At 68.5% G+C, this 26985-nt stretch carries 27 protein-coding genes and 1 pseudogene; 13 read left to right on the top strand and 15 right to left on the bottom strand.

The genetic code is table 11. The annotated features are described in order from the left end of the window. The first annotated feature begins 31 nt into the window (after nucleotides 1–31). The 5 genes and pseudogenes from AC5K6T_RS21230 (at nucleotide 32) to AC5K6T_RS21210 (ending at nucleotide 3065) form a co-directional block, all read left to right on the top strand. Entirely contained in the window at nucleotides 32–340 is a 309-nt protein-coding gene (locus tag AC5K6T_RS21230) for a transposase (RefSeq protein WP_030053558.1), read from the top strand. Then, complete coding sequence (locus AC5K6T_RS21225; protein ID WP_493211280.1) at nucleotides 337–1257, top strand: IS3 family transposase; 921 nt, start codon at nucleotides 337–339, stop codon at nucleotides 1255–1257. Before AC5K6T_RS21230 ends, AC5K6T_RS21225 begins: the two co-directional genes overlap by 4 nt. Before the next feature lie 36 nt (nucleotides 1258–1293). Next, nucleotides 1294–1983 carry a methyltransferase domain-containing protein gene (locus AC5K6T_RS21220; RefSeq protein WP_493212159.1) on the top strand — a complete coding sequence of 230 codons (690 nt, stop codon included), beginning with the start codon at nucleotides 1294–1296 and terminating at the stop codon, nucleotides 1981–1983. Nucleotides 1984–2059: 76 nt separating this feature from the next. Beyond that, nucleotides 2060–2612: pseudogene (locus AC5K6T_RS21215) on the top strand (flavoprotein). Between the two features lie 288 nt (nucleotides 2613–2900). After that, nucleotides 2901–3065 (top strand): hypothetical protein, encoded by a 165-nt coding sequence (locus AC5K6T_RS21210; protein ID WP_493211278.1) that lies wholly within the window; start codon nucleotides 2901–2903, stop codon nucleotides 3063–3065. Here the strand turns inward: AC5K6T_RS21210 and AC5K6T_RS21205 are convergent, their stop codons facing one another. Continuing rightward, entirely contained in the window at nucleotides 3066–4244 is a 1179-nt protein-coding gene (locus tag AC5K6T_RS21205; RefSeq protein WP_493211276.1) for an ISAs1 family transposase, read from the bottom strand. Nucleotides 4245–4512: 268 nt separating this feature from the next. Here AC5K6T_RS21205 and AC5K6T_RS21200 point away from each other — a divergent pair, with 268 nt between their 5' ends. Next, complete coding sequence (locus AC5K6T_RS21200; RefSeq protein WP_493211275.1) at nucleotides 4513–5715, top strand: pentapeptide repeat-containing protein; 1203 nt, start codon at nucleotides 4513–4515, stop codon at nucleotides 5713–5715. Between the two features lie 714 nt (nucleotides 5716–6429). Further along, nucleotides 6430–7095, top strand: a complete 666-nt coding sequence (locus AC5K6T_RS21195) for a hypothetical protein (protein ID WP_493211274.1) — start codon at nucleotides 6430–6432, stop codon at nucleotides 7093–7095. Between the two features lie 197 nt (nucleotides 7096–7292). Here the strand turns inward: AC5K6T_RS21195 and AC5K6T_RS21190 are convergent, their stop codons facing one another. Beyond that, nucleotides 7293–7859: a peptide deformylase gene (locus tag AC5K6T_RS21190; RefSeq protein WP_493211272.1), complete on the bottom strand. Its 567-nt coding sequence runs from the start codon at nucleotides 7857–7859 to the stop codon at nucleotides 7293–7295. After that, the gene (locus AC5K6T_RS21185; protein ID WP_493211271.1) at nucleotides 7856–8200 is read right to left on the bottom strand and encodes a hypothetical protein; all 345 of its coding nucleotides are present in this window, start codon (nucleotides 8198–8200) and stop codon (nucleotides 7856–7858) included. The genes AC5K6T_RS21190 and AC5K6T_RS21185 overlap by 4 nt, the downstream gene beginning before the upstream one ends. Before the next feature lie 400 nt (nucleotides 8201–8600). Between AC5K6T_RS21185 and AC5K6T_RS21180 the strand changes: the two genes are divergently transcribed. Next, nucleotides 8601–9458 (top strand): hypothetical protein, encoded by an 858-nt coding sequence (locus tag AC5K6T_RS21180; protein WP_493211269.1) that lies wholly within the window; start codon nucleotides 8601–8603, stop codon nucleotides 9456–9458. A gap of 52 nt (nucleotides 9459–9510) precedes the next feature. On the opposite strand, the gene AC5K6T_RS21175 is transcribed toward AC5K6T_RS21180, so the two are convergent. From AC5K6T_RS21175 to AC5K6T_RS21145, 7 genes are all read right to left on the bottom strand, one after another. After that, nucleotides 9511–10554 (bottom strand): serine hydrolase domain-containing protein, encoded by a 1044-nt coding sequence (locus AC5K6T_RS21175; protein WP_493212157.1) that lies wholly within the window; start codon nucleotides 10552–10554, stop codon nucleotides 9511–9513. Between the two features lie 124 nt (nucleotides 10555–10678). Beyond that, nucleotides 10679–11800, bottom strand: coding sequence for a glycosyltransferase family 4 protein (locus tag AC5K6T_RS21170; protein ID WP_493211268.1), 1122 nt, complete (start codon nucleotides 11798–11800; stop codon nucleotides 10679–10681). After that, on the bottom strand, nucleotides 11797–12333 hold the full coding sequence (locus AC5K6T_RS21165) for a dCTP deaminase (RefSeq protein WP_493211267.1): 537 nt from the start codon (nucleotides 12331–12333) through the stop codon (nucleotides 11797–11799). The genes AC5K6T_RS21170 and AC5K6T_RS21165 overlap by 4 nt, the downstream gene beginning before the upstream one ends. Beyond that, entirely contained in the window at nucleotides 12330–12869 is a 540-nt protein-coding gene (dcd, locus tag AC5K6T_RS21160; RefSeq protein WP_493211265.1) for a dCTP deaminase, read from the bottom strand. Before dcd ends, AC5K6T_RS21165 begins: the two co-directional genes overlap by 4 nt. Continuing rightward, on the bottom strand, nucleotides 12850–14127 hold the full coding sequence (locus AC5K6T_RS21155; RefSeq protein WP_493211263.1) for a metallophosphoesterase: 1278 nt from the start codon (nucleotides 14125–14127) through the stop codon (nucleotides 12850–12852). The genes dcd and AC5K6T_RS21155 overlap by 20 nt, the downstream gene beginning before the upstream one ends. Continuing rightward, nucleotides 14124–15407, bottom strand: coding sequence for a carboxyvinyltransferase (locus AC5K6T_RS21150; protein ID WP_493212156.1), 1284 nt, complete (start codon nucleotides 15405–15407; stop codon nucleotides 14124–14126). Before AC5K6T_RS21150 ends, AC5K6T_RS21155 begins: the two co-directional genes overlap by 4 nt. Before the next feature lie 39 nt (nucleotides 15408–15446). Continuing rightward, nucleotides 15447–15881 (bottom strand): ATP-binding protein, encoded by a 435-nt coding sequence (locus tag AC5K6T_RS21145; RefSeq protein ID WP_493211261.1) that lies wholly within the window; start codon nucleotides 15879–15881, stop codon nucleotides 15447–15449. Nucleotides 15882–16057: 176 nt separating this feature from the next. Here AC5K6T_RS21145 and AC5K6T_RS21140 point away from each other — a divergent pair, with 176 nt between their 5' ends. After that, nucleotides 16058–17344 (top strand): helix-turn-helix domain-containing protein, encoded by a 1287-nt coding sequence (locus AC5K6T_RS21140; protein WP_493211260.1) that lies wholly within the window; start codon nucleotides 16058–16060, stop codon nucleotides 17342–17344. After that, on the top strand, nucleotides 17341–17916 hold the full coding sequence (locus tag AC5K6T_RS21135) for a flavoprotein (RefSeq protein ID WP_493211259.1): 576 nt from the start codon (nucleotides 17341–17343) through the stop codon (nucleotides 17914–17916). Before AC5K6T_RS21140 ends, AC5K6T_RS21135 begins: the two co-directional genes overlap by 4 nt. On the opposite strand, the gene AC5K6T_RS21130 is transcribed toward AC5K6T_RS21135, so the two are convergent. From AC5K6T_RS21130 to AC5K6T_RS21115, 4 genes are all read right to left on the bottom strand, one after another. Further along, on the bottom strand, nucleotides 17917–19611 hold the full coding sequence (locus AC5K6T_RS21130; RefSeq protein ID WP_493211258.1) for a relaxase/mobilization nuclease domain-containing protein: 1695 nt from the start codon (nucleotides 19609–19611) through the stop codon (nucleotides 17917–17919). It lies immediately after the preceding gene. Continuing rightward, nucleotides 19608–20144, bottom strand: coding sequence for a plasmid mobilization relaxosome protein MobC (locus AC5K6T_RS21125; RefSeq protein ID WP_493211256.1), 537 nt, complete (start codon nucleotides 20142–20144; stop codon nucleotides 19608–19610). The genes AC5K6T_RS21130 and AC5K6T_RS21125 overlap by 4 nt, the downstream gene beginning before the upstream one ends. A 269-nt stretch (nucleotides 20145–20413) precedes the next feature. Then, entirely contained in the window at nucleotides 20414–21160 is a 747-nt protein-coding gene (locus AC5K6T_RS21120; protein WP_493211255.1) for a DUF2637 domain-containing protein, read from the bottom strand. 351 nt (nucleotides 21161–21511) lie between these two features. Further along, nucleotides 21512–22789: a DUF3631 domain-containing protein gene (locus AC5K6T_RS21115; protein ID WP_493211254.1), complete on the bottom strand. Its 1278-nt coding sequence runs from the start codon at nucleotides 22787–22789 to the stop codon at nucleotides 21512–21514. A 295-nt stretch (nucleotides 22790–23084) separates the two neighbouring features. Here AC5K6T_RS21115 and AC5K6T_RS21110 point away from each other — a divergent pair, with 295 nt between their 5' ends. The 3 genes from AC5K6T_RS21110 to AC5K6T_RS21100 all read left to right on the top strand — a co-directional run bounded on the left by AC5K6T_RS21110 (nucleotide 23085) and on the right by AC5K6T_RS21100 (nucleotide 25636). Then, nucleotides 23085–23600, top strand: a complete 516-nt coding sequence (locus AC5K6T_RS21110) for a helix-turn-helix domain-containing protein (protein ID WP_493211253.1) — start codon at nucleotides 23085–23087, stop codon at nucleotides 23598–23600. Nucleotides 23601–23726: 126 nt separating this feature from the next. Then, nucleotides 23727–24104 (top strand): helix-turn-helix domain-containing protein, encoded by a 378-nt coding sequence (locus AC5K6T_RS21105; RefSeq protein WP_493211251.1) that lies wholly within the window; start codon nucleotides 23727–23729, stop codon nucleotides 24102–24104. 32 nt (nucleotides 24105–24136) lie between these two features. Then, the gene (locus tag AC5K6T_RS21100) at nucleotides 24137–25636 is read left to right on the top strand and encodes a LacI family DNA-binding transcriptional regulator (protein WP_493211250.1); all 1500 of its coding nucleotides are present in this window, start codon (nucleotides 24137–24139) and stop codon (nucleotides 25634–25636) included. Between the two features lie 73 nt (nucleotides 25637–25709). Here the strand turns inward: AC5K6T_RS21100 and AC5K6T_RS21095 are convergent, their stop codons facing one another. After that, a complete protein-coding gene (locus tag AC5K6T_RS21095) occupies nucleotides 25710–26846 on the bottom strand; it encodes a hypothetical protein (RefSeq protein ID WP_493211249.1) in 1137 nt (378 codons plus the stop codon). Between the last annotated feature and the right edge of the window lie 139 nt (nucleotides 26847–26985).

The raw sequence follows: 26985 nt of genomic DNA, 5'->3' as shown, positions 1-26985 counted from the left end.
TCGGATGGGTCTCATGAGAGGAGCCCAGACTATGCCTGCCCCGAGGAAGTACCCGCTGGAGTTGCGTGAGCGTGCGGTGCGGATGTATCGGACCGCCGAGCCGAAGCCCGTGATCCGCCGCATGGCCGAGGAACTCGGTGTGCATCACGAAGCCCTGCGGAACTGGATCCGGCAGGCCGAGGCCGACGCCGGCGAGCGGGATGACCTGCTCACCACCGAAGAGAAGAACGAGCTCGCCCAGCTGCGGCGCGAGGTGCGGGACCTGCGCCGGGCCAACGAGGTCCTGCGGACGGCCTCGGCTTTTTTCGCCGCGCAGCTCGACCCGACCCGGCCCAGGTGACCGCGCTCCTCGACGAGCACCCGCACCTGGGGGTCGAGCCCGTACTCCGGGAACTGAACATCCCCTCCTCCACCTACTACCGCTGGCGCCAGGCCGAGAAGGACCCCTGCGAACGGATCCGCCAAGACACCGAGCTGACCGGGCAGATCCGGCAGATCCACCAGGACTCCGGCGGGATCTACGGATCGCCCAGGGTCCATGCCGTCCTGAAGCGCGAGGGTGTCCACGTCGGCCGTAAGCGGGTCGAGCGGCTCATGCGCCAGGCCGGCCTGGCCGGGATCAGCCCCCGCAGGAGCAAGGGCTTCACCCGCCGTGACCCGGACGCCGACCTCGCCCCTGACCTGGTGCAACGCGACTTCACGGCACCCGCGCCGAACCGGCTGTGGGTCACCGATCTGACCATGATCCCCACCCTGGACGGGCCACTGTGGCTGTCGGCGATCCGCGATGCCTTCTCCCGCAGAGTCGTGGCCTGGGAAACCTCCGCCCGCGCGGACGCCGACCTGGTCCTCACCTCCCTCGAGTACGCGCTGGCCAGCCGCGAGGTTGCCCCTGGCGAACTCGTCCACCATGCCGATCACGGCACGCAATACACGTCTATCAAGCTCACAACACGTCTGGTCAGAGCAGGAGTTCAGGCGTCCATGGGCTCGGTCGGCGACTCCTTCGACAATGCCCTGGCGGAGAACCTGTGGATGCTGATCAAGACCGAGTGCATCCGCGGACGCGTCTTCGCAACCAGGGCCGAGGCGAATCTCGCGCTCTTCGAGTACATCGACGGCTTCTATAACCCCCGCCGCATCCAGAAGCGGCTCGGCTACCTCAGCCCTATCGAGTTCGAGGAGAAGCACTACGCCGACCAGGCAGCGGCCGAACCAGTGAACCTGAAACCACGTCAACCCGCCCTGACCTGCTAGTCAGCCACTCCCGCGCAGCGGGGGAACCTCACCCCGCTGGCGCAGGTCGGGGACGGCCGTGACGGCTACCCGGCCAGGGCCCCGTACGACCGGCTGATCGCCACCTGTGGCTTCACCACGATCCCGGTGGCCTGGCTGGAGCAGGTGCGGCCCGCCGGCCTCATCGTGTGCCCTGTCGGCTGGGGGACCGCGCGCCTGGTCGTCGCCGACGACGGCCGCGCCGAGGGCCGGTTCCTGCCCGGCGGTTCCTACTTCATGGCCGTACGCGATGCCGGTGCCACCGGCGCCCCGGCACACCCAGGCAGGCCGAGCGCGACGAGCGGCCGACTCACCGGCCTGGACCTGGCCGAGGTCGCCGGGGACGATGCGTTCCGCTTCGTGCTCTCGCTGGTTGCGCCGGACACGGCTTTCGCTTCGGAGCGCGATGGTGACGGCCGGGTGACGGCCGTGGAGCTGTGGGGTGCTGACGGCGCGTGGGCGCGCGCCGAGGACGGTGGCGTACGGCAGGCCGGGCCGCGTCTGCTGTGGGAAGCGGTAGAGGCGGCACACGAGCTGTACGTCGAGAACGACCGGCCTGGCCGGGAGCGCTTCGGAGTGACCGTGACCGCCGAGGAGCAGCGCACCTGGCTCGACGTCCCCAGCCGTCCTGTACCGGTTGCCCGTGCCGTGGACCGGGACGGGGGTAGGTCCTCGGAGAGCCCAAACTGCCGTACAGCGGCCACGTGAGCGGGCGCTTCCGTGTCCGCCAGCGACCGTCGCCGCACACTGCCGGAAATGCACCCCCGTCAACCGGGAGTCCCGCGTGAGTGATCAGCCCGACAAGCCGTTCCTTCAGATCGTGGTCTGCGCGGCCGGGGTCGCCGCCGACGTCGGCCGGCTGATCACAGCGGCACAGGAGCGGCACTGGGACGTCGGTGTCATCGCCACCCCGCAGGGACTCGGCTTCCTCGACGCGGAGGCGGTCGAGGTCCAGACCGGCCGCCCCATCCGCTCGGCCTGGCGATCACCGGGGGAGCCGCGCCCGACTCGGCCTGCGGGACGCGATCGCGGTCGCCCCGGCCACGTTCAACACGGTCAACAAGTGGGCGGCGGGGATCTCTGACAATCTCGCGCTGGGCATCCTGTGCGAAGCGCCCGCCATGGACGTCCCGATCGCTGTGCTGCCGTACCTGAACTCGGCCCAGGCCGCCCACCCCGCATACCGGCAGAGCCTGGACCGGCTGCGCGAGATGGGCGTCCTGATTGGCTCGTACGAGCCGCACCGGCCGAAGGCCGGCGGCGGGGCCGACCGTTACCGCTGGGAGGAAGTGCTGGAGCTTCCGATTCCCGCGCTGGTGGGGAGGGCGGCCGACTGAGGAGTGGTCGTCGCCCCGACCGCCTGGCCTCGGCCGCCGCGCGGAGGAACGCCGGCAGCTCTTCGGAGGGCTCTGGGGGCCGACGGGGCTGTGCCGGCCCCCAGAGCGTCCGGGAGGTCAGCGCCGACCTGTCAATTCCTTCAAGAGGGTGCGCGCCTCGGCAGTGAGGCCGTCGATGACCTCCTGCGCGTAGCGGGTGCCGGGGCGGGCGGCGAGGTTCTGGACCGCGGGCCAGTTCGCCGTGATGTCCTCGACGGCCTGCTGGATGCGGCGGATGGTATCGCGCCGGTGGGCGTGAAACTCCTCGGCGCGTTCGTGGGCCTGCTGCCAGGTGATATCGCCCTGTTCGACGAGCTGCGTGAGGGGCGGGGTGGTGTCGTCGTCGGCGAGGCGGAGGGCGTCGGTGTCCTGGACGTGCCGGCGCAGGCGCTCCTCCTCTTGCCCAGGGCTTGATCAAGTTCCCTGAGTGTCCGGGTTGTTGGTGATGCCCAGGAGTGGGAGGGCTCGTTCGGGCTGGTCGCGGATTGCGCGGGTGGTCTTGGCGATGTTGACGGCTCCGAGGGTCTTGAGCAGGCCGATGGCGAGGTTGCGGAAGGTGGCCATGGCGCGGGGTGCGGTGCCGGTGTGGAGGGTGGAGGCGTCCTCGGCGTAGGTCACGTCTCTCACGTGGTGCAGGGCCTCGACGGCCCGGTGGCCGTGGACGGCGGCGGCGAGTTCGGCCGGGGTGGTCTGGTGGGCGTCGAGGCTGGTGACGGCGTAGATGGTCTCGCGGCTCTCGCGCTCGCCGGTCTGTTTGCGGCGTCGGTGGACGCGGAGGGCGAGGCGGCCGTGGGGGAAGGCGATCCCGCCGAGTTCGTCGGCGATGCCGCAGGTCTTGATCGAGCGGGACTCCCGGCGGCCGTGTCCGGCAGAGGAAGCGGTGTGCTGGACGGCGATGTCCGGCCAGGGCAGGGCGGCGAGCTGCCGGTGGGCGGTCGGCTGATTCCGTTTGATCATGGCGATGTAGTGGGCGTTCTTCGTCTCGACCAGCCAGGTGACGTTCGCCTTGACCGAGTGCAGGGCGTCGAAGGTGACGACGGTGCCGGTCAGGTCCAGCGGTTCGAGCAGGGGCCGGAAGTGCGCGGTCTCGTTCGTCTTGGTTCCGACCTGGGCCTGGGCGAGGGTCAGGGCCCGGTGGTGAGTGACGGCGGAGAGCAGGTGTCTGCGGCCGGCGGACAGGCGGGCCGATCCTCGCAGTGACTTGCCGTCGACGGCGATCACCTGTCGTTTCCCCGAGACTGTTCCCGCGGTGTTCCGGGCGGTGAGGTAGGCGCCGACCGCTTGGTCCAAGGCGTCACCGTCGACGGCCGCGAGCACGCGGCCGATCGTGGTCCGCGAGGGGGCACGGCGCCATCTGAGCGGGTGCCGGCGGACTCCGACGGCCGTCAGCACGGTGTCCGAGGCCCGTGCCGCCCACTCGGCGATCTCATCCACACTCCTCATTCCGGAGACGGCCGCGCAGGCACAGACGAGGAGGATCGCGGTCAGCGGGTACCAGCGGCCCCGCCTCGCCCGCGGGTCGGGCACCCGCTCCAGAAAGGGCCGCAGGTCAGCGACTTGACTGGCATCCAGCGGACCCAGCTTCACCGGCACCGGCGGGATGAGAGAAGATGCAGCGGCAGGCACGGGCCACCTCATGATCGTTGAGCTTCGACACCCCAATGATCACGAAGCCCGTGCCTGCTCCGCTATGCACCCCAACCGGTCACGCCCGACCAACCGCCCGACCCCGGAACTCGCCCAAGCCCTGATGTGGCTGATCAGCCGCATGTGAAGAGGCCCGGCTGTGCGGGCCGCCGTCAGGGTACGGCGGCCCGCACGGATACTGCACTCCGCCACTTGCAAAGTGGTGCATTTCCCTGTGAAGGAGATAATGGCTAGTGAAGATGTCTATTGGGTGCAGGTTTATGCTTTATATGCCGAACGGATGGCGGACTGCATGGGCGCGACGTACCGCGAACGACGTTCTTTCCGGCATGCACGACTAGCAGTTGCTATTGCTCTCCTCGTGCTACTTGGAGCCATGGTCGGCTGGAAATGGGGGCCGTCTATCGTGCGGTTCCTGGTGCCGATGGAAATGCCAGGGTGGAGAGACCTTGGCGCGGCCGAACGTGCGACGGTTCTTGGTCAATTTCGGATCGCTTTAGCGCAGATTATCGCTGCGAGTGTCGCCGGGTTGGCCATCCTCTACGCGGCGCGCAATTATCGATTGAGTCAGCGTGGACAGGTGACTGAGCGGTTCGCTAAGGCTCTAGAGAGGCTCAGCTCTGACAAGACCTATGTTCGCGCCGGCGGAGTACTCGCTCTTGAGCAGATCATCAGAGATGCTCCGGACTACGCCCTTGATGCTGTACGTGTCCTTGAGGCATTTCTGTGCCATGAAGCATCCCGCTGGGGTAGGACCCCCGGCGGCTGGTCGATCGACGAGGCTAGGAGGGGGGATCCGCCGCGAACCGCCAACGCGTGGCTCGTGCGACCCAACGCCGATGTGCAGGCGGCTGTGACGGCGTTGACTCGCCCTGCCGTGCGGCAATATGTCCCCGCAGGGTGGGCGCCGGATTTACGGCACCTCCACCTGATGGGAGCGCATCTTGAGGGCGCCGATCTTCGCGGAGCCCAGATGCATTGGACGAACTTGAGTCGAGCGAGTCTTGTCAACGCGAACTTGGCAGGAGCGGTTTTCGAATACGGATGGCTGACGCAGGCCAAGTGTGCCGGGTTAATTCTGACCGATGCAAGTCTCAGGTCGACCGACCTGGAGTACGCCCAAGGGATCTCGACTGCCGAACTTACCGGGACTTTTCTGGACGGTGCCGTTTTGGACCGTACAGGCGTCACAATCGAACAACTCGTCGTTGCGAAGCCCACGCGGTACACCAGGGCTGTAAATATCGTGACCATAGAGGACCCTACCTCGGACTTCCCCTGGCGTTCCGTCTATCGGGACCTGATCAACGATCCGCGTGTGGTCGCCCGGATTGAGGAACTTCCGGAGGGGCATCCCGACCTTTACCCGCCTTCGGCGCCCCCGCCTCCACCCCCAGGCCGGACGACACCCAGATAGACCTTGAAGGTACAGGCGCCCGCGTGGACGTCCATCAGGCCAGACCCTGGTGCTGGCGACCCAGGGCAATGGGCGAGTCTTCGTGTAGCTGCGCCGGTAGTCACGCATTCATCCACGCGCTCAGCGCTCCAGCGCGTTCCTGTGGCCTGCTTCGTCGAGGCCCTCGCGGACAGGTTGGCCCGTAGCAACCGATCAGCCGAGGCGTGGCTACATCGATCGAAGTGGGGCGCAGGACAGTGATCAGCTCTGTTTGGCCCCCCGTTTGGCCCCCCCAGGCATGACAGAGGCCCATTCGCGATCATGCGAATGGGCCTCTGACCAGCGTCGGGGTGGCGGGATTTGAACCCACGACCTCTTCGTCCCGAATGAGGTTCGGCGAAGATCGATACCAGCGCTGATGAGCATCAGTGCTGCTCAGAGGCTTGGAGTGGGTTGGTCTTGAGTGGCCTTGATGGGCTTCCGGGCGAAGATCATCTCCCAGATTTCTCCCAGACCGCGAGGCAGCTGATGGGCCCGGGATGAAGCAGCAGGCACGGTCGGCCATTTCCCTCGCACATTTGCGGTGAGACCGGTCGGCAGCTGGCGCGTCCGGCGGTTCGTTGATGGGGGCGGCTTTGGCGAGTTCGGCAGCTGTGCCTGGTCGCGATAGATGACACCTGGCCGCGACGACTGACGCCCGAAGCGCATCTGGCCCCGCCACTAGACTCCGGCACCATGACGGCCGCCACTCCTATGTCGCCCATCCCAATCGCACCTGCTGGCCTGAGCGACCGAGCCAAGAGGTTCATCGAGGTGGACGGCGTTCGTGTTCCTCGGCAGGGCATCGGGCAGTACCGAGAGAGGTGGATTGGGCACGGGGTCCCGGCCTTGGAGATCGACCGGGCCGCGGCCTTCCAGGACCGCTGGGGCGGTCTTGCGCTGCCGCCTGCCCCGTTCTACGAGGGCGGTCCGCGCATTCTGGGCGCCGGCTGCCCCGAGGGCTCCGCCGCTGAGGGCTGGTTGTTTCCGGCAGGAAGCTGCCGGGTGTCCATGGCCTACGGATTCAAGATCGGCCCCGACGGCGCATTCGGGATCGATGCCTACACCTGGACACCGCTCCATGCCAGCACAGACGGATGGGTGGAGTCCTTGGCGCTCGCCGCTCATGCCGGTCGCTGGGCCAAGACCATTACAAGGATCAAGGGGAAGGCCGTCGAGTCGTTGGACCTCGCCGGTTTCGAGCCGGTGCCTGAAGTACAGGGCCTGTCAGACATGTGGTGGCGGGGCAAGGACTCGCTCATAGCCCTCTACCGAGGTGAGGCCGTCGGTATGGACACTCCGCGATGCCTTGAAGCCCATGTGTACGGCGGCCTCGACGAGTGGGGGCTCCAGGGCGGCTGATCGCCGACACCGTCAAATCTCAGCATCTACTTGGCCGGACGGCCCGCGCTGTCGCGCTCAGTCGCATCGGCCTGAGCAGGGTTCTGGCGGACTCCGCCGATGTCATTTTTCGCGACCAGTCACAGCAGCGCCGGGCAACGCCGCAGCGCTGGTAGACCGCGAGCTCGTATCTCGGCCCCCCCACGTGAAGTTGACGGCTATTGCTCGTACGCCCAGGCCCTGCCGGTCTGCCGGTACTCCTCGACAGGGATCGGCTCGACCCCGGTGCGCATGCGGGCGGTGTAGAACAGGCCGTCGAGGTGGTCGATCTCGTGGTGGATGAGGCGGGCGAGGCCGCGTTCGTACTCGGTGGTGACGGTCTCGCCGGTCAGGGCCGTGGTCTCGACGGTGATCTTCAGGGGGCGGGGGACGAGGCCGCGGACGTCGAAGAAGCTCAGGCAGCCCTCGTACTGCTCGTCCAGCTCGTCGGAGCGGTCGGTGATCTTCGGGTGGAGCAGGATGACGGCGGGTGCGTCGCCGGGCGGCTGGACGACGGCCGCGGAGCGGCCGATGCCGATCTGCGGGGCGGCGATGCCCATGCCCTTGGCGAAGGGATGGACCTGTCCGATCCGTTCCATCGCGGCGAACAGCTCGTCGGTGATGCGCTCGGCTTCGTCGCGCTCGGCGGGCAGGGTGAAGGCGCGGGCCGGTTCGGTCAGGATGCCGGCGCCGTGCTGGACGACTCCGAGGTCGCGCATCTGCTGGCTGGGCCGCACGTCGATCACCTGAAGTCCCCTTGTTCCGTGTTGTGTTCGGGCCGTGTCCGGAACCTCCACTCAAGACGGTACCGAGCGTGGAGGGCGGGCGTGGTCGTGATCCAGGTGAATTGCCTCAGTTCACCGTCGTCGCTGCGGACAGGCGGGGTCCGTAGCTGGGAGGCTTCGGCGGTCATGGAGGTCTCGGTGCCCCACACGACGGGGGCGAGGGCGGCGGGGAAGGCGAGCTGGACTTCGAGTTGTTCGGTGGGCAGTCGGACGGCCCGCTGGAACCAGTTGCCCCATTTGTCGTCGCCGACGGTGTAGGCGTACTCGATCCATACGGATTCGCCGGGGGCCCGGCCAGACACCGCCCGACCTGGCGCACAAGACTTTGCCGCCGTTCCGGGCGGGGCTGTCGGTGGGATACGTGAGACTGTCCACGTGTTCACAATCGGTCTTCTCATCGCGGTTTCCCCGTGGTTGGTCTTGGTTGGGATCGCTCTGCTCCTCATTCCTGGACCGGTTCAGCGCTGGGGGTCGGCGTCTTTGGAGCGCTTCGAGCGACTGCGCGCCAACTCGGGGGTGCGTCGAGCTGCTCCGCTTCTGACGCAGATACTGCTACTGCCGCCTCGAATACAAGATCGGGTCGGCGGCCACGGATTGGCCCCTCAGTATGTTGTGCGTTGGTGGCGTGCTCGGCCCCTGGCCGCGCCAATCAAGACACTCCGGTTTTGCTTGCTGCTATTCGTCTTGCTGCACGTTAATGACATGGCCGACTGGGAGCATCTGCGGTTGAGCGCTGATCCGGGACCGCAGCCTGGCGTGGTGCAGGAACTGCTCAGCAGCATCGTGACTGTGCCGATGTCGGTGCGTCTCTGGGACTTCTCTGCGATCCCCAAGGCGACGGGACTTCTCTCCTGGGCCCTAATCCTGATCGCTGAAGTGCGGCTCATCAAACGCATGAACCTGAGCAGTTCTGGCAACGGCGCGTCGTATGCCGCCTATGACCTGGAGGCGCTCGCAGGGTACCCGGTCAAGGAGAGCGCGCGAATGGAGGACCGGCGCTGCTGGCCTGTCGTTGCACTGCTGACGGTCGCAGCTCAGTGCGCCACGGTTCTCCGTCGCTGGGAGGAAACCCACCCAGACTGCCAGATCCCGCGAGTTTCCGTACAACCGGTTGAGCGCGCCATCTGGAGGGCTCATCGCACCCGCCGCGCCAGAGCGAGACGGCACAACGAGAGGCAATTCAAGGCACATGCCGCCCTGGTGGTGGGCGCGCTACGAAGCGCCGAAGCCCGACAGGACTCCGAGCCGGGCCGCGCCCTTGAAGACCTCACCGTGATGCTGCTGACAATCGCCGAACGCTACGCCGAGGGCCGTGTCGACGACCTTCTCGACGCAGATCAATTGGCCGGTGTGGCTCCGGCCGCGCCGAGGGAGCGATTGCGGGTGGTCGTGGTAGGGGTCGTGGTCGTGCTGGTCATGGCTGGTGCGGCCGTCCTCGGATTGCCCGATGCTGCACTCATCCCCTTGCTGCCGGCAGTGGTGCTGTTCGTTGCGGTCATCTTCAACCGCGGTCGGATACCAACTGCGGGGCAGCTCACCGATTTCCTCATCCCTCGGTGAGGCCCGAGTACACATGTTGAAGCCTACCCGCCTCACCACATAGGACAGCGCCTTAGCCGAAGACAAGCTCGCGGAAGGCGTTGCGGATGTCCGTCAGGGGCTGGCGGTCGCGGGTGTAGTAGAGCTTGTTGGTCAGCAGCGCTGCCCACAGCTGCTGACAAGGCGAGATCCACATGCCGGTGCCGGTGAAGCCGTAATGGACCCAGACGCCATCGGTGCGGGCGGCGCCGGGGGCGGGGTGCCAAAACAGGCCGCGTGCGGGTTCCAGTCCGCCGGTCTGGATGGCCAACGATTCCGTGGTCCAGGCGGGGCCGAAGCCTGCCCGCCTCGGCCCAGTGGTGGGGTGCAGCATGTGACGCAGGAAGACGGTGAGGTCGTCGAGGACGGTGAAGGCGCCGGCGATTCCGCACACTCCGCCCAGGAGTCGGGCGGAGAAGTCGTGAGCAGTGCCCTTGAGGTGAGTATCGGTGTCCTGGTCGAGTTCGGTCGGCGCGCACCGTGCGGCGATCTCGGCGGGGAGCGGTCCGAAGCGCGTGGAGTCCATGCCCAGGGGCTGCCAGGCCCGTTCTGTGGCGATCTGGTCGAGGGGCTGGCCGGAGAGATGCTCGGCGAGGTAGCCGAGGATGAGGGCGGCTCGGTCGGTGTACTCGACGGCTTCGCCGGGCGGGCGGTGCAGGGCCTCGTGGAGGACTCCGTCGCGTACGTCCTGAGGGTCGCTGCCGTACAAGTTCTTGAGTTGGGCCCGCAGCGGGACGCCGGCGGTGTGGGTCAGCAGGTGGCGGGCGGATACCGCTTCGAGTGGGTGGCCGTCGACCTCGGGCCAGAGGGCGCCGAGCGGGGCGTCGAGGTCGAGTTTTCCCTCCTCCCAGAGGGCCCCGATTGAGGCCCACACGGCGATGATTTTGGTGAGGCTGGCGGCGTCGAAGACGGTGTCGAGCCGCATCGGTGTGTCCGGCTCGTTGGGGTCGAGGACTCCTGTGGCGCCGTGGGCGCGGGTGCCGGTGGCATCGCCGACTGCCCATACGGCGCCGGGGTAGACCTTGTCGCGGACGCCTTCGCTGAGGAGCTGTTCGATGCTGTCGGTGCGGTACGTCATGGTCTCCCTGTTCGCCGTCGGCATCCCGCGGTCAGCGTAGTGACGAGGGTAGGGCTGGTGGGGCAATGGCGTGTCGACACCGGTCACGGCACGCCGTTCCCGAGGAACCGGTCCTGAAGCGTGTTCATGCGAGCTGGCGGCCGACGTCGGCCAGGGTCTGGGCGGTCGTCGAGAGCGGATAGCGGGCGGCGTTCGCGTAGCCCGCGTGTCGGATCGCGGGAAGCATGCCCGGCGCGGTGCGTAGCCGATCCAGATCGCGGCCGAGCCTGGCCGAGTGTGTGAAGTCGGTGGCCACTCCGGACGCGGCGAGGACTTCGTTGAGGCCGGGCACAGGTTGATACAGGACGGGCAGGCCGCAGGCTTGGGCCTCCAGAGCGACCAGGCCCATGGCCTCCAGCGTGGTGGACGGTATGACCAGCAGGTCGTGCTCGGCGAAGGCTTTCCACAGTTGTGGACGGCGGAGCCAGCCGAGGTACCGGGCCCGTACTCCGGTCCGCTGGAGAAGTGGGGTCAAGGCGTGGAACTGGGCTCTGGGGGCGGCGATGCTCAGCTCGACTCCTGGAACGGGTGCCAGGCCGGTGATCAGGTGCCCGACGCCCTTCTCGGCTGTCAGGCGGCCTGCGTACAGCACCCGCAGATTGCTGGTTGACATGCGGGCGCGTCGCGCCGGCGGAGCGGTGATCAGGTGGTCGGGGATGCCCCAGGGGATGTGGATGACCTTGCGGCGGTCCGTCTGCGGGGCGAGTTTGAGCAGGTGATCGGCCATTGCCCCGGTGGAGACCACAATGGCGTCGGCGGCCCTCGCCGTCTGGCGCAGCACCTGGAGCTGCTCACGGTGGGCTTCGGCAAACAGCAGGTCGGTGCCGTGAACCATCGCGATCCTCGGGTGCGTCGGCAGGGCCCGGAGCAACGCGGGTGTGGCGCCGAACGCGAGATGCTGCAGGTGCAGCACGCCGATCTGAGCCGGATCGATCGCGGTGACCAGGGCCTGGCGCAGGGCCGCGACGTAGCGACTGAAGCCGGTACCTTCCAGGCACTTCCCGGACACGGCTACAAGGTCGAGTCCCAGTGGGAGACGAGGCCCGGGGCCTGTGGGGGCCAGCATGAAGGCCCGGGCGGGGATGAGGGGCTCGTCGCCGGTATAGAGATCGAGGAAGAGTTCGACGCTGCCACCAGGGCTACCTGCTGGAAGGTCCAGGAAGGTGGCGGTCAGAGGACCTGCGGCCGGGCGTACGACGGAACTCACAGCGCTCCTTGAGGGATCTCTTCGTACAGGCGGGAGATGTCGATGCCTTCCGTCGCCGCGTACTTGGCGGGCTGTTGCTGGTAGCTGGCTGGGCTGCCGACGCTGCTCAGGAAGGTGACCTTGCCGAAGGTCATCCCCGGATAGACCCGGGCGGGCTTGGCGACGCGGATCTCCAACGTCCAGCGGATCGCGTGCCCCTGGTGGCCGAGTGGGGCGGAGACGTGGACCCAGATGCCGAGGGCGCCGATGGTGCGGTCCCCGTTGAGTAGCTGTGCGTACGTTTCGGAGCCGGTCTTCTCCAATGTGACGCCGAGGTAGAGCGCACCAGGCTTCAGCACCAAGCCGGAAGCGGGGATCAGGTGTTCGGTGAACTCGGTGGGGGCGGCGGCGTCCAAGTCGCTGTCGCAGACGCGGATCGTGTCGCCCAGCCGCCAGTCGTAGGCGTTGGGGGACAGCTGCGTGGGCTCATAGGGGGAGATGGTGATCTCTCCCGCGCCGATGGCGGCGGCAATGGCGGGGCCCGTAAGAATCACGAGGTGACCGCCTCGATACGTGACGCATCCCGCCAGTAGCGGGAGGACTGCGGGCCCGCGGCGCCCTGGTACTTGCCGCGGTACAGGTCGACGTCACCGGTGGAGACGAAGAACATGATCTGCCCGATCTTCATGCCCGTGTACACCCGCAGTGGGCGGATGGGCGAGAGCATCAAGGTCCACTGCCCGTGGAAGCCGATGTCGCCGATGGGGGCGGTGATCTCGACGAACAGGCCGAGGCGGCCGACCGATGAGCGGCCGAAGAGCAGGGGGACGAAGACGTCCGAACCGACCTCCTCGACGGTGTGGCCGAGGTACAGCTCGCCGGGCTGGAGGACGTACCCGTCCTTGCCAATCAGGACGGAGCGTGTGGGATTGGCGCGGTGGGCGTCGATCACCTTGGCGGTGTACGTCAGCAGGGTCGGACCGAGGCGGACGTTGTAGCTGTTGGGGTTCGTCTGGTCGGTTGCGAAGGGATTGATCCGCAGGCGGCCGTCGGCGACGGCGGCTTTGATCTCAGGCCCGGTGAGGATCACTGTTCGCCTCCTTCTGGTGAGGGGCGGAGGTGGGGGGTGAGGTGGTCAGGACGCGGCACACGGCCTGCCCGAGCTGTATGCCTGACTCGTGCGTTCGCCCGCCCAGGTAGCTGTCGGCGAGGTAGTCGGTGGTCAGCACGGTGCGGATTGCCGGGGGCAGGGCAGCAGGGGCGACGACTACGGGGCCGACGAGTTCGGTGAGGTGCTCGATCAGCTTGTCGTGGTCCTGGGCGTGCTGCTCCGGGAGGAAGGCGTGCACGAGCTGGTTGCCGAAGGGCTCGATGGCCAGCAGGTCCCCGAGGCTCAAGGCGGTGCCGAGTTGTACGGGGCGCAGGGCGGTTTCATTGAGGACGACCGCGTCGGCGCCGAGGCCGGTGTGTAGTCGGCCGGCGACCTCTTCGAGCAGTCGACGGTGGTCCAGGGGCGCGTTGCGGAGGCGCTCGTCCACGGCGCCGATGGGACTCCTCAGCTGCAGTCCGACGGTCGAGATCTCGTCTTGCAGTGCGATCAGGTCGTGGGGTACGGCGGAGGCGTCGGGGAAGGCGCAGGTGCGGGCGGCCCAGCCACTGCCTACGGGTTCGGCGGCGGCGTATCCGACGCCGAGTTCGCGTCCCTTGACCACGAGGGTGTCGCCGACGAGTACGGGACCGTAGAGGTCGCTATGGCAGTGCCCGGCGAAGATGACGTCGGCGAACGGGCAAACGGCGGCCAGCTTCAGGTCCTCCCCGAAACCGGAATGGGACAGGACCATCCAGGCATCGGCGCGGTGATGGTGCTCCAGCATCACTTCGCGCAGGGCCTGGGCCGGATCGGTGACGTGGTGACCTTCCCGTTGGCCGGCAGGGATGGCGTTGAATGCCTGCGGGCCGATTACCGCGGTGACAGCCACTCGACGGCCGCCGATACTCTCGATGCGTACGCGGTCGAAAAGCGGTTCGCCGCGCTCGTCGGTCGTGTTCGCGCAGACCGTCATCCGGTGCAGCCGCGGCTCGAAGTAGTGCGGCCAGCCGTGGTTTCCGGGCGCGAGCAGGTCGTACAGGGTGGTGAGGACTTCGCGCTCGATGCGCCCCCTGCCGAGGTGGTAGAAGCCGCTGCCTTCGAAGAAGTCGCCGCAGTCCACGATCAGGCTCTCGGGCCTGGCGGCGTGCAGGTAGGTGAGCATCGGGGCGGCCGAGTCGAAGGCGGAGTGGACGTCGGTCGTGGCGATGACCTGCCGGAATTGACGGAGTTGCCGGAGTCGCCGGAGTCGCCGGTTCACGGGATCACCTCGCAGATGTCGGCGCCCAGGGCGTGCAGCTTGACGGGGAGGTCGGCGTGGCCGCGTCGGAGCTGTTCGAGGCCGCCGAGGGTGGTGACGCCGCGAGCGGTGAGGCCGGCGATGAGAAGGGCGGAGCCCGTGCGGATGTCGGTGGCTTCCACTCCGGCACCCGTCAGCTGCTGCGGACCGGTGAAGCGGCACTGCGTGGGCGACAGCTCGTCGATCGTGGCCCCGAGGCGAGCGAGATGGGGCAGCAGGTTGCCGTGGCGGCCGGGGTTGATGGCATCGGCGAACAGGTGGGTGCCGGGGAGGGTGAGGGCCAGGGCCATCAGCGGTGGTTCGAAGTCCGCGTCCAGCCCGCCGGGGGACAGGGAGGCGATGGCTCGCAGCGGTCGGCCGGTGGGCTGGGCGTCCTGGGCCCGGATGACGAGGGTGCCGTCTTCGGCGTCGGCGGGTACGCCGAGCCGGCGCAGTGCGTTGACCAGGGGAGCGACAGCATCACTGTCCACGCCGTGGATGTGCGCGTTGCCGCCGCTCACCGCGACCGCGCAGGCCAGGGTGCCTGCCTCGATCTTGTCGCCGGGTACCCTCCACGCGATGGTGTCACCGGAGACGGACCGAGGCGGCTGGAGCGCGAGGACGGTCTCGTTGACCCGGCACTCCCACCCCGCCGTCCGCAACGCCTCTACGACACTGAGCACTTCGGGCGACAGATTCGGCTGGCCCAGACGCAGCGGCCGTCCGGCGACGGCCGCACGCAGGAGGGCGGCGATGCTCGCTCCGCGGGACCGGAAGGGCAGCATGACCGACACCGTCCCGCGTCCACCCGGGGCCGCTTCCACGAGGTAGCCGTGGTCATCGACGGTCGAGCGGTCACCGAAGCGCTCGTACACCCTGAAGTGCTGTTCCATCCCGCGTTCCCCGATGCTGCACCCGCCCGGCCAGGGCAAGCGGGCCCGTCCGTACGCACCAAGGAGCGCGGGCACGAGGTAGTACGAGGCGCGGATGAGGGCAGCGACCTCGGGATGGGGGTCCGGCTGCGGCTTGTCGCTCGGCAGGATCACGGTGGTGTGCGGGTCGCTGACCGGGCGGGCCGCGTGCCAGCCGGCCTGCTGGAGCAGGGTGAGCATCGTCTCGACGTCCGAGTTCGCAGGGACGTTGCTCAGGTGTACCGGGCGGTTCAGGGCTGCCGCGGCGGCCAGCAAGGGCAGCGCCGCGTTCTTCGATCCGTCGACGGTGATGGAGCCGGCCAGCGGAATGCCTGGTCGTACGGCGACCACTTCCGCGGCGACTGGGGGAATCCGTACGGCTGTCAACAGTCAACTCCTCTGCAAGGGCAGGTGTGATGCGGCGGGTAACAGTGGGGCGCTGAACTCGAACTCGGCCCAGCAGCGCTTGCCGGACGGCAAGGGGTCGAAGCCCTGGCGATCCGCGAGCGCCGCGACGAGGAACAGACCGCGTCCGCCCTCCGCGTACTCCTCCGACAGTCCGACCTCTGGGGCGTTCGAGCTGGTGTCCGTCACCGCAATCCGCAGTCCCGTGCCGTTCAGGCAGACATGGGCCGTGATCGGGCCATCGGGCGCGTGCCGTACGGCATTCGCGATCAGCTCAGCGGCTACCAGCTCCGCCGATTCCAGGAGCTCAGACCCGAGCAGGGTTCCCCAGGCCCGTATCCCTTCCGCGAGCCGCCGCCGCGCGGACGTGGCACCCGCAGGTGTGCCGGAGACGGGAATCCGGATCTGATGCGCTTCCATGAGCGGCCTCCTGGATCGGTACGGCCACTCCAGGCAACCGCTGCACGGACAGCTCGAACCAGTCCGTGTGCCGGTGCCGCATCGTCTATGCAGGAGCTGCATCACGGTGAACTGCCATTCCATTACGCTCGGTTGAGCAGGCAGGATCGGCGACGGCGGGAGGAGCCGTGGCTCAGATGGCCGAAGCGCAGAGCGAAGCGAGACAGATCGGTGAAGTGATCCGCCAGGCACGCGTGTTACAGCGGCGCTCACAGAAGGACGTCGCCTCCGCCCTGGGCTATCACCAGTCCAAGGTGAGCCGTCTGGAGAACGGCAGAGGCACGGAGGACGTCCGCATGCTGCGCGAGGTCGCCCAGGTACTCGCGATTCCGCTACACCACCTCGGCCTCGCCGCCACTTCGGACATCAGCCCATCGAACATCAGCCCTTCCGACCCCGAGACAGAGGACATGCGCCGCCGTACCGTGCTCGCCGCAGGCATCGCCGCGCTCGCGGCCCCGACCATCCCCAGCGCCGCCCACCAGGACCTGGTCCAGGCTCTGCTCCCCGGAGCGGCCCATACGGCCACCGAGCGAGTGCCGGACGTCCGGAAACTGCGTGATCAGGTCGCCGACGCGCGCCGCCTCTTCTACACCTGTGACTACACGCAGCTGGAGGGCACGCTGCCCGGCCTGATCGGGCAGCTACGGCAGGCCATCAGCGATGCCCCCGGCTCGACCGGTCTGTCCGGGCTCCTCGCGACGGCGTATCAGACCTCGGCGAGCCTGCTGCTCAAGCAGAGCGATCAGGGCAACGCCTGGCTCGCGGTCGGACGGGCCATGGCCGAGGCCGAACGCTCCGGCGATCCCGTCGTCCTCGCCTCCAGCGTCCGTGTGCACGCCCACGCCCTGGCCCGCGACAACCACACCGCCCAGGCCGTTTCCCTGGTCCGTCACACCACCGACCAGCTCACGGGCTCGTACGACCAGCGCTCTGCGAAGTACCTCGCGGCACTCGGTCTGCTGCTTCTGCGCGGGGTTACCGCTGCCAGCAGCGGTGGCGACCGCGCCTCCACTCAGGATTTCCTCACCGAGGCGAAGGAAGTCGCCCGCTACGTCGCGCTCGACAGCCCTGACGCCTGGGCCAACTTCAGCCCGACGAACGTCGCCCTGCACGGCCTCAGCGCGGCCGTCGCCTTCGGGGACGCGGGCGTCGCTCTGGAAACCGCCCGGCCTCTCATGCGCCGGCACATCCCGGTCCCCGAGCGCCGTGCTGCCCTTTGGATCGAAGCGGGCCGCGCCTACAGCCAGCAGGGCCGCTTGGCCGACGGGTACCAGGCACTGCGCATCGCCGAAAGCTGCGCGGCCCAGGACATCCGCCGCCCCGCAGTCCGCGAGCTGGTCGCCGACATGGCCGCCCGCGACCGTCGCCGTACGCTGCCCGAACTGCACCGCTTCAGCCGTCAACTGGGAGTCCCCGCGTGAATGACCAGCCAGACCGGCCAGACCGGCCAGATCAGCAGGCCGAGAAGCCCTTCCTGTACGTCATCGTGTGCGCGTCCGGCATCGCCGGCGACGTCGGCAAACTGATCACCGCAGCCCAGGAGACGGACTGGGACGTGGGCGTCATCGCCACCCCACAGGGCCTGGGCTTCATCGACGCCGAAGCCGTCGAGGCGCAGACCGGCTACCCGATCCGCTCGGCCTGGCGCTCACCCGGCGACCCCCGACCGCTGCCGCCCGCCGACGCGATCGCGGTGGCCCCGGCCACCTTCAACACGATCAACAAGTGGGCTGCCGGGATCTCCGACACCCTCGCGCTCGGCATCCTGTGCGAGGCGTACGGATTCGGCATCCCCACCGCCGTCCTGCCGTACCTGAACTCCGCCCAGGCCGCCCACCCCGCGTACCGGCAGAGCCTGGACCGGCTACGCGAGATGGGCGTCCTGACCGGCTCCTACGAGCCGCACCGCCCGAAGACCGGCGGCGGGGCCGACCGTTTCCGCTGGGAGGAGGCGCTCGAACTGCTCACGCCCAAGCTGCCTGTGCGATCGTGATCAGCGTCGCCGTGCGTGTGACGGCTGGGGCCGGGGCGGCGGGGTGGCTGATGATGGCTGTACGTGCGTGTTCGGAGACTGTGCTCCACTCCGGACCTGTGCCGCAGGTGCGTGGGCGCTGGGTACCGTCCTCGTACTGAGGCGTTCGACGCGCCACGTCAGCACGCGCGCGGGCTGGCGGGCGTCGTCGAGTGCTCGCTGGTCGGCGGCCTGTTGTAGGAGTTGCTTCGGGTCGTGTCCGGTCTTCTCTGCGTCCGCGAGTGCGGTGGCGAGCGCGTCGAAAGCCGGGTCCTCCAGCACCTGTTCTGCGTGATTGGGCACGGTCTGCCGGATGAGGAGGATGTGTCGCTCCACTACCTGGGTGGGTGGCCGGCGTTGGGCGAGCACGGTCAGTGGCGCGACGGCAGTCTGTTCGTAGGCGGCCTGGAGGTGGAGCAGGGTCTGCTGGGCTGCGACGACCTGTTGGTCGTGGTGGCGTTGCTGGTGCCAGCGGGCGGCGGCGATGACGGCGAGGATCGCGGCGTCGAGGAACATCGCCAGCAGGGCGCCGTCCTTGGGGGCAGGTTCGCGGACCATGGCCCGCACAGCGCCGCGTAGGGCGCGGGCGTGCTGGTGCTCGGCCTGGATGCGGGATCGGGTGGCGCGCTCGAACGCCTCAGCTGCCTGACGGAGCTGGGACTGAACTGCCTGGGGTGCGCGAAGGGGCAGGACGTCGAGGGCTTCACCGAGGACAGCCAGATGGGCCTGGGCCGCTGTGTCTTCACTGTGCTCTAGGCGGTGGGGGATGCGTTCTGCGGCGGCGGTGGCCTGGTGCCACGGGTTGGTCCTGCGGGGGCCTTGCTGCGGTTCGGTGGCGCCAAGGCGCTTACGGATTTTGGGGAGGGACAGGTCCGGGGAGAGGACGGAGCCCGAGTACCAGATCGGTTCCTGCGCGGCGTTGACGTCGCCTTCGAGGGCGACGGTGTAGCCGCGTACGTCTCCCGACGGGAAGTGCTTGACCTCGACGAGGATGCCGTCGGTGTGCTCCAGCAGGTAGACGAACTCCTCGGTGCTGGTTGCGGCGGCCACGGCGGTGCGCACGGTGGTGCGCAGGCGTTCGCGGGCGGTGCGGGCCTGGCCGGCGCGCTTGGCCTTCTCCTGCTCGGCGCGGGTGAGCCGTTTGGCAGCGGTGCGGTCCCCGCGCACGATCTGGTGCAGGCCGTGTTCCTTCTCGATGGCGGCGAGTTCGCGGTCGGCGGTGAGGTAGTCGTTCCAGTGCCGGGCGGTGCGTAGGTCGGCGCGGACGGTGGTCGCGGCGATGTGGATGTGGTCCGGCGCGTGGCGTACGGCGACCCACCGGCAGCTGTCCGTATCACCGCCGGGGGCGATGCCGGTGGCGGTGACGACGCGGCGGGCGATGTCGCCCCACTCCGCGTCGCTGAGGTGCCGGTCGGTCCCGGTGGCGCGGATCGAGCAGTGCCACACATGCTGCTTCGGTGCGCGGCCGAGGCGCTCGGCCTGTTTGACGTGTAGGTCGAGGTCGGCGACGAGGAGCTTCTTGGCGGCGTCGAAGTCGTCGGTGCGGCCGGGGTCGGGGGCGAAGCCGTCCCAGGAGGCGACGAGGTGGGGGTCGGTGTGGTCCTTGGCCTTCTTGGTGTCGTAGAGGTAGCGGATCAGGCCAGCGGTGCTCTTTCCGCTGCTGATCTTCGCGATCATCGGGCCGCCTTGTGGCTGACGGCCTGGTTGGCGGCTGCTGCGATGTGGCGTACGGCTGTGCCGACGGCGTCCAGGGTGCGGTCGGTCTGGGCCAGTAGGGCGCTGTCTCCAGGGTGTGGATGGCCGCCGGAGTTGAGCTTCGTGGCGATCTGGTTGACGTTGTGGCCAACGAAGGCGACCTCGCGGCGCAGGGCGTTGAGTTCGTCGATGTAGTCGTCGAGTTGGGTGCGCTGGCCGGGCACGGTGAGGTCGCCGTGGACGTGGGCCAGGGTGACGACGGCGACGTAGTGGGCGCCGCTGACGTTCAGCGACCTGGCCTTGGCGAGGATGACGGCCTTCTCCTCGGCGCTGTAGCGGGCATCGACCCGCTTCTTGCGCTGGCCGTTCGGGTCGGGCTTGCGACGTCGGGCGACTCGTTGCAGGGCGGCGGCGTCGGCGGCACGTGGCAACGGCGCGTCGGCAGCAGCGGCGATGTCGTCGGCGGCGGGCTGTTCCTCCTCGGGCACCCCCTGGTGCCCGAGTGCCTCCGCCACCCCCGGGGCGGAGGCATCCCCGTGAGGCCGGCCTGTGGACGGTCCAGCGGGATACCTTGCTGACGCGGTCGTGGGTGCTGTGGCCTTGGTCATCTCCAGCTGTGCGGTGGGCAGTTCGTGCTGCGGTGTGGGCATGGGTGTCCTACTCAGCGGGGTGTTGGCGGGGTGGGTCGGTGATGTCGAGCCGACTTGTTGCGCAAGGGGGGCTCGCCCCCGCGCCGTTCTGCGCGGGGACGAGTGATGCCGACGTGGGCGGCAGTGGCGGGTGGTCAGGAAGCGATGGCCGTCTTCGAGAGCTGGCTCGGCTCGGCTGCGGCGGCTTCGTCGAGTTCGGCCTGGAGCGCGTCCTTGACGCGCTCGGCCTCGTCCTTGCCGATCGGGCGGCCGGTGCTGCGGACCGTGTCCTCGATGTGGCGGCGCGAGGCTTTGCCTCCGCGCCCACGCGGCGCACGGCGGGCAAGGGCGAGTAGATCGGGATCGATAGTGCCCATGTCCACTTCGGGATCTGCTGTGGAGGTGGCGCTGGGCTCCGCCGCATCGGCAGCGGCTTCCGCCACGTCTTCCGGGGTGCCCGCCACCTTGAGCTGCGTGGGCAGGTGGATGCCGGGCGTGGCGGCGACCGTCTTGGCGGGCTTGGTCGGCTTCGGGTTGTGGTGCAGCGCCTTGGCCACGAGGTCCGATCCGAAGTAGATCGATCCGACCGGGAGCGAGGTCGCCAGCAGCACGAGCGCGTAGTTCACCGGGTCCCAGTCGGCCAGTCGGCTCCATCGGGCTGCCTCGGTGTGCAGGGCCGGTATGAGGCCGTGGATGTAGTTCAGCAGGAGGCTGGCGAGTGTGTAGGCCGCCAGGACCCGCAGAGCGAACTTCCGGTCCGGGCCGGTCAGTACGAGCGTGGAGATGAGTGCGAGGGCCATCAGCCCGTCGATCACGATCGGGTAGAGCAGGGCGGCGGTGGAATCGGCGCCGATGGCCCGGGCCACGTCGGACAGGGCGTTCCACGAGACCCGGAAGGCCATGAGGACGATGGCCGCCAGGCCGAGGACAAGGGCGGTGCGCGTGTGTGTCCGTAGGGCAGTTCCAGGAGCGGCAGCAGGTTGCCGTCGACGTGACGTGATCCGGCGGAACCACGTGGTGAAGGCGTTGATGCGGGCGAACAAGCGGGGTCCTCCGGGTGGGCTTGGGGGCGGCGGCGGTCTCGGCGCAGGGCAGGGCGTGGCCGCCGTGGGGTGCTGGGACTCGTACCACTCGTCGCGTGCCTGCTCAGCACAGGTACGAGTGGCGTGGTGATGCCGAGACGACTCGTTGCGGGCCGTTCACTCGTCCCCGCGCTGACCTGCGCGGGGACGAGTGATGCGAGTGGTGTCGAGTCAGGCTGCGGTGCCGGGTAGCGGCCCGCCGGCCGGTGAGGCGGGAGCGTCCGCCTCCTTCGGCTCGGGGCAGTAGCGCGCCCAGGTGTCGAGGAACTGGTTGCGCGCGAAGCCCTTGGCCTGGGCGCCGTCGGGGAAGCGGCGGTTGGCCGAGCCGATGCCGTACGGCTTGAGCAGCAGCTGCAGGCCCCGCGGGGTCAGGCCGTTGGCGCCGTACTCCGCCCACGGCGCTTCCTTGTCCGCGTTGAGCGCCTCCAGCAGGTGCTTCGTGCTCAGCACGGCCGGATCGCCGACGGCGGCGAAGGCGCGGCGGATACCGGTCAGGAGGCGGGGGCGCAGACCGCCCTCCTCGTCCTGGCCGGCCTCGTAGTCGGTCATGGCGCGGCAAGCGGCACGGGCCAGAATCGGCCAGTCGCCCCCGGCGAGGTCGGCGATGATGACCAGCGGCTCCCAGGTATCCGCCGCGCGGTCCTCGACCGGCATCGGCGGCTCCACCTCCATCGCCTGCTCGTAGAGCGGCTGCAGCCAGGCGTGGAGACGGTCACGGATCGCGTTCAGAGCGGGTGTGTCCCGCCCGGTGCGGAAGTGCGCGACCTTCTCCCCCGCCGCGCGGCGCCGCATCCGGATCACCACCGCCCGATCCATGATCGTGTCCGGCAGGTCACCGATCCCGGCGAGCGCGGCCATGGCGAAGGTCGGGAACTCCTGCACCTGGTGCTCGGGCCCCGACACCCGCAGCGTCGGTCGGCCACGCTGGTGCCCGGCGTTGATCAGACCGCGCACCTCCTCGTTCCTCTCCGCGACCCTGGGGCTGCTGAACATGGCGTCCGCCTCGTCGACCAGAAGCGTCGGCGGGTCGTCCCCGTCGATCGACCGGAAGATCGCCGCCGCGCTGGCGTTGACCGTGATCAGCCGGTGGTGCACCGTCTCGGTCACCACATCCAGCAGCCGCGATTTACCGCACCGCTTCTCCGGAGCGACGATCGCCAGGCGCGGCGCGTGCTGCCAGGCACGCTGCAGATGCGTCGCCGCGATCCACAAGGCCACCGCCGTGACGGCTTCCTCGCTGGGCATCGCCACGTACCGCTTGAGCTGTGCCCGCAGATCGTTCAGGATCTGCACCCCCTCGGGCAGCGGTGGCGCCGAGGCGGCGGCGTCACGGTCCTCCTCCGCCGGAGGTGCGGTGGAGCCAGCCGGTTGGCCGGGCACGGCAACTGGAGGCCACGATGTGCCAGGGCCGTCGGGAAGGGATGGCGTATTCGGCTGGGCATCGGTCATACTGGGCATCAGCTCCTCTGCTTGCGGGCCATATGGGACGGCAATCCCGGTCTCCGCAGGTTGATCGCTAGGGATGGCGGTTGAGAGGTTTGCGCTTGAGCCCCCGGCATTGTCGGGGGCTTCTTTCATGTGATGTGCGGGCGTGCGGACTCCTGAGGTCGGTGGGGTGGGGGTGCCACCAGTATGCCACATGAATTGCAGATCGCAGAAGTGTTTTGCATCTCGCAGTAGAGATGCTACTGTTTAAGCTGTGCTGCAAACCGCAGTGCAGTGCTACGAACCGAAGGAGGTGGCAGTGACGGAAGAAGAACCGTCCGAGGGCGTGCTGCTCAGCGGCGAGGCGAACGTCGCGACCCGCATCAGGGTGGAGCGCGAGGCGCGCGGCTGGAGCACGAACGCCCTGTCCGACCGGCTCAACGAGGCCGGATTCGACATGAACCCGTCCGCGGTCTGGCGGATCGAAAACGGCAAGCGCCGCATCAACCTCGACGACGCCATCGGCTTCGCCGAGGTCTTCGGCATCGACCTGCGCAACCTCGTCGGGCCACCCCAGCTGGCCGCCAAGGCTCGCGCCATGGAGCTCATCGACGAGGTCGTGGACGCTTTCCGCGCGACGCAGAGAGCCAACATGGCCTTCACCGAAGCGCGCGACGCTCTCGACGCCTACCTCGCCGAGCACCCCGACATCCGGGAGGAAGCCGACCTCATGGTCCAGAGCGCCATGGCGGAGGAGGCCAGCAAGACCATGCTGAAGATGCACGGTCCTCCGTCCGGCGAGCACGGTGACACCGGCTCCGCCGCCGAGGCATAGCTTCCGGCTCCCACTCCCGTCCTGGGCCCGCAAACCCCCAGCACGGGCATCTCATCCACATCCCTAGCGATCGACCGGCGGGTCGGCGTTGCCGCGCCCTCGACCCGCCAGAAGAGGACTCACCCCTTGCGTCCACCCGCGATAGCCCCTGCCTCCGAACCGACTTCGCCCGTCGAGGCCGGCCTGCCGCGCCTCTACGTCCCCGAGGAAGTCGCCGCCGTCCTCGGCTGCTCCGCCTGGTGGGTCAAGGACCGCGCCCGCCGCCGGCTCATTCCGTTCACCCGCGTCGGGCGTGCTTACCGCTTCTCGGACGAGCACCTCGCGGAGATCATCCGCATGCACGAAGAGCGCCCAGCCGTGAATGCGCAGCGCCCTGGCGTCGCCGTTGCGCCGACGCGTAAACCTCCCGCTCGGCACCGGCCGGATGCGGCTGTGCCCACCGTCCGGCTCCAGGCCCGGCCGCCGCGCCGGATGGCCAAGTCCCAGTACGGAACCGCTGCTTAATGCACCCCACACGACAGAAGGGAGGGAAATCTGTGGGGTACGCGGAGAAGCGCAGCGGCTACTGGCGAGGCCGCTACAAGATCGAGGACGGCAGGTACGGCACCGTCGCCGATTCCACGGGCGCCGTGATCAAGTTCGCCACCAAGCGCGAGGCCAAGCAGGCCGCAGACGCCGAAGAGGTGACGGTTCGCCGTGGCCAGTGGCGCGATCCGGGCCTCGGTCAGGAAACCTTCGGCGAGTACGCGAGCCGCTGGTACGCCGCCCAGGACCTGGCCGCCTCGACGATGCAGAACTACAAGCGCCACATCGAGGAGCACCTGCTTCCCGACTTCGAGGACAAGGCGCTCGCGGGCATCCTGCGCACGGACGTCGACGCCTGGGAGAAGAAGGAGCGGGCTGCGTACGCGGCCTCCAGTGTCAAGACCTGGCGCTCGACGCTCCACCTGATCTTCGAGGACGCGATCGACGAGGGCCTGCTCACGTCGAACCCGGCGGCGAGGCGGCGCGGGCGGGGCAAGCGCGCCGGCCGCTCACGGGACCGTGGCCCGGAGAAGGTCGTCACCGACGCACTCGGCATCCTGCTGACCGCCGAGCGGGCCGCCCTGCTTTCCGGACGTGACGACGAGTTCGTCGCCACGGTCCTCAAGGGCTACACGGGCAAGCGCTGGGGCGAAATCGTCGGCCTGCAAACGGAGTTCGTGCGCCGAGACGCCTTCCGCGTCGAGTGGCAGCTGTACGAGCTGGACACCGGCGAGCTGGTGCGCTGCCCGCCCAAGGACGACAGCTATCGCGACATCGACTCGATGGACTGGCTGTCGGCCCTGGTCTTCAACCACATCGCCCGTACGAAGCCGACACCCTGCCCGTGCCACGGCAGGACGTACGTCTTCCGGGGCCAGGGCGCGGCGCGCACCGGCGGCCACCAGGGCGCGAAGCTGGTCGACGTCGCCCGTCGTGCCGGAGTCTCCACGGGCACGGTCTCGAACGTCCTCAACCACCCCGACCGGGTGCGTGAGGACACTCGCGTACGCGTCGAACTTGCCATCGCAGAGCTCGGGTTCGTACGCGGAGGTGCCACGTCGGAGCACGCGGCCCACTGGCGCCGCAACGGCTTCGCCACCTGGCTGTTCACCCCGGCGGTCTCTGGCTGGTACCCGAAGAAGGCGCCGCAGGAGGCCCGCCCGGTGCCGATCCTCGGCGAGCCCTGGCCCGGCATCCCGGCCCGAGGCCGAGGGGCAGCCGCACGGGCGGACGCCTGCTGGGTTCCGATCGCCAAGGGCCTCACACCCCATGGCCTCCGCCACACCCACCGGACGATGATGGAGGACCTCGGCACCGAGAAGGTCCTCATGGACCAACGCATGGGCCACATCGACGGTTCAGTCTCGGCGCGCTACGCGCACGTCACGCCGGGCATGCGCCGGCGCCTCCTGATTAGCCTGACGGAGCAGTGGGAGGCCGCCCTCGACGCGCGGCGCGCCATGTGCTCTACGTCGCCAGTTCGAGTTCTCGATCGCCTGCTGCGGTTGTAGGAACCGGGTACCTGGCAATCAGTGACAGGCGGGGTTGCCGTCAAGACAGCCCCGCCTCGTCCGATTTGGGCCGCTAGTCGTCTCCTCCTAGCGAAGGGTCAGGACCAAACGCAGTGACAACCATGCGGGCGAGCCCGCCGGGTGGACTGGTCAGTGTGCCGCTCACACGGACAGGGATGCCGGCATCGTGGCAGTGAACAGCCGTGTGATAGTCCCTGTCGGCGAGGTCCATCCATACCGTGCGGCTGCGACGCTGAATGAGCGTTTGTACTCCGACGCGGCCGGTGTCGTCATCGGGGTGGCGGCTGAGGTCTGTGACCACGCCGTAGATCAGGTGCTCGCGTGTGTAGACCTTGGTTTTGAGCTGTTCCGATACCAGGTCGACGATCTCGATCGCATCGCGGTTGAACTCGACACATGCTGGCGTGCCTGGTGGTGGTGCAGCCACGCGGGACCAGTTGAAGGCCACGTCGAGCGCGCTGACGGACTCTGTGTTCACGACTTTGGCGAGGGCCCGACACAGCTCGTAGGAGACCCCCTCGCCGATAGAGTCATTGATCTCGCTAGGAGTAGGCTCGCGGTCGGCACCCGCCATGTCCTCCAACACGCCTAGCGCGCGAGACATCGTGGCAGTTACCCGGCGGTCGAAGAGAGTCTCCTCGACCTGGACGTCGATGTGCTCCTGACGCGGCGCGTAGACGTCCTCGGGGGAGCGTGCCTGGCTGATGATGGGCACGATGTAAGAGCCGCGACGTGTCTGTCCCAGGCGAACCTCTGTTGCCTGGTTCCGCGCCCGAGTAGGGAAGTTCCGGAAGTGCCCTTGGCGTCGGATGGTCGCCGCAGCAGAGGCCACACGGAGGCGCTTCGCGGAGACGAAGAGTTCATAGCCGGACTCAAGTGGGATCGATCCATCACTCATCGATGGGTGAGAGGCCCGGAGGTCAGTGACGTCGTTATAGACCGTTGCGATGGCATCGTGGACTGTCTGGACGTCTTCGCTCCCGACCCTCGCCAGGTCCTGGATGAGGATACGTGCCCTCTTGGCGAAGTCTGGTGCGCCAGGTTTCATTGGGACGAGGACGACTTCGTCCGCTGGCCCTGGGAGCCTCCAGAGTTCGGCTACGTCCCCGCCTGACACAGGGGCCCAGCCGGTGACCTTGAGGTAGCTGCGAATCTCTTCGGGGCCGAAGTCTGGGGTGTTGTCCGCCATGTCAGCTCAACCCCAGATCGGTGCTGTTGGTCATGCGTCGCGCAGCATCGAACATGGTCCCCATGGCCTTCGCGGTGAGCTCTTGGTGCTCAGGAAGGTGGATCGCAGTAGTTGATCCACCAGGGGCGTGTCCCATCCC

It is taken from the genome of Streptomyces sp. B8-7 (genome assembly GCF_058833805.1).
The sequence above is the reverse complement of the archived record's forward strand: the minus strand, read 5'-3'. Positions and strand labels throughout refer to the sequence as shown.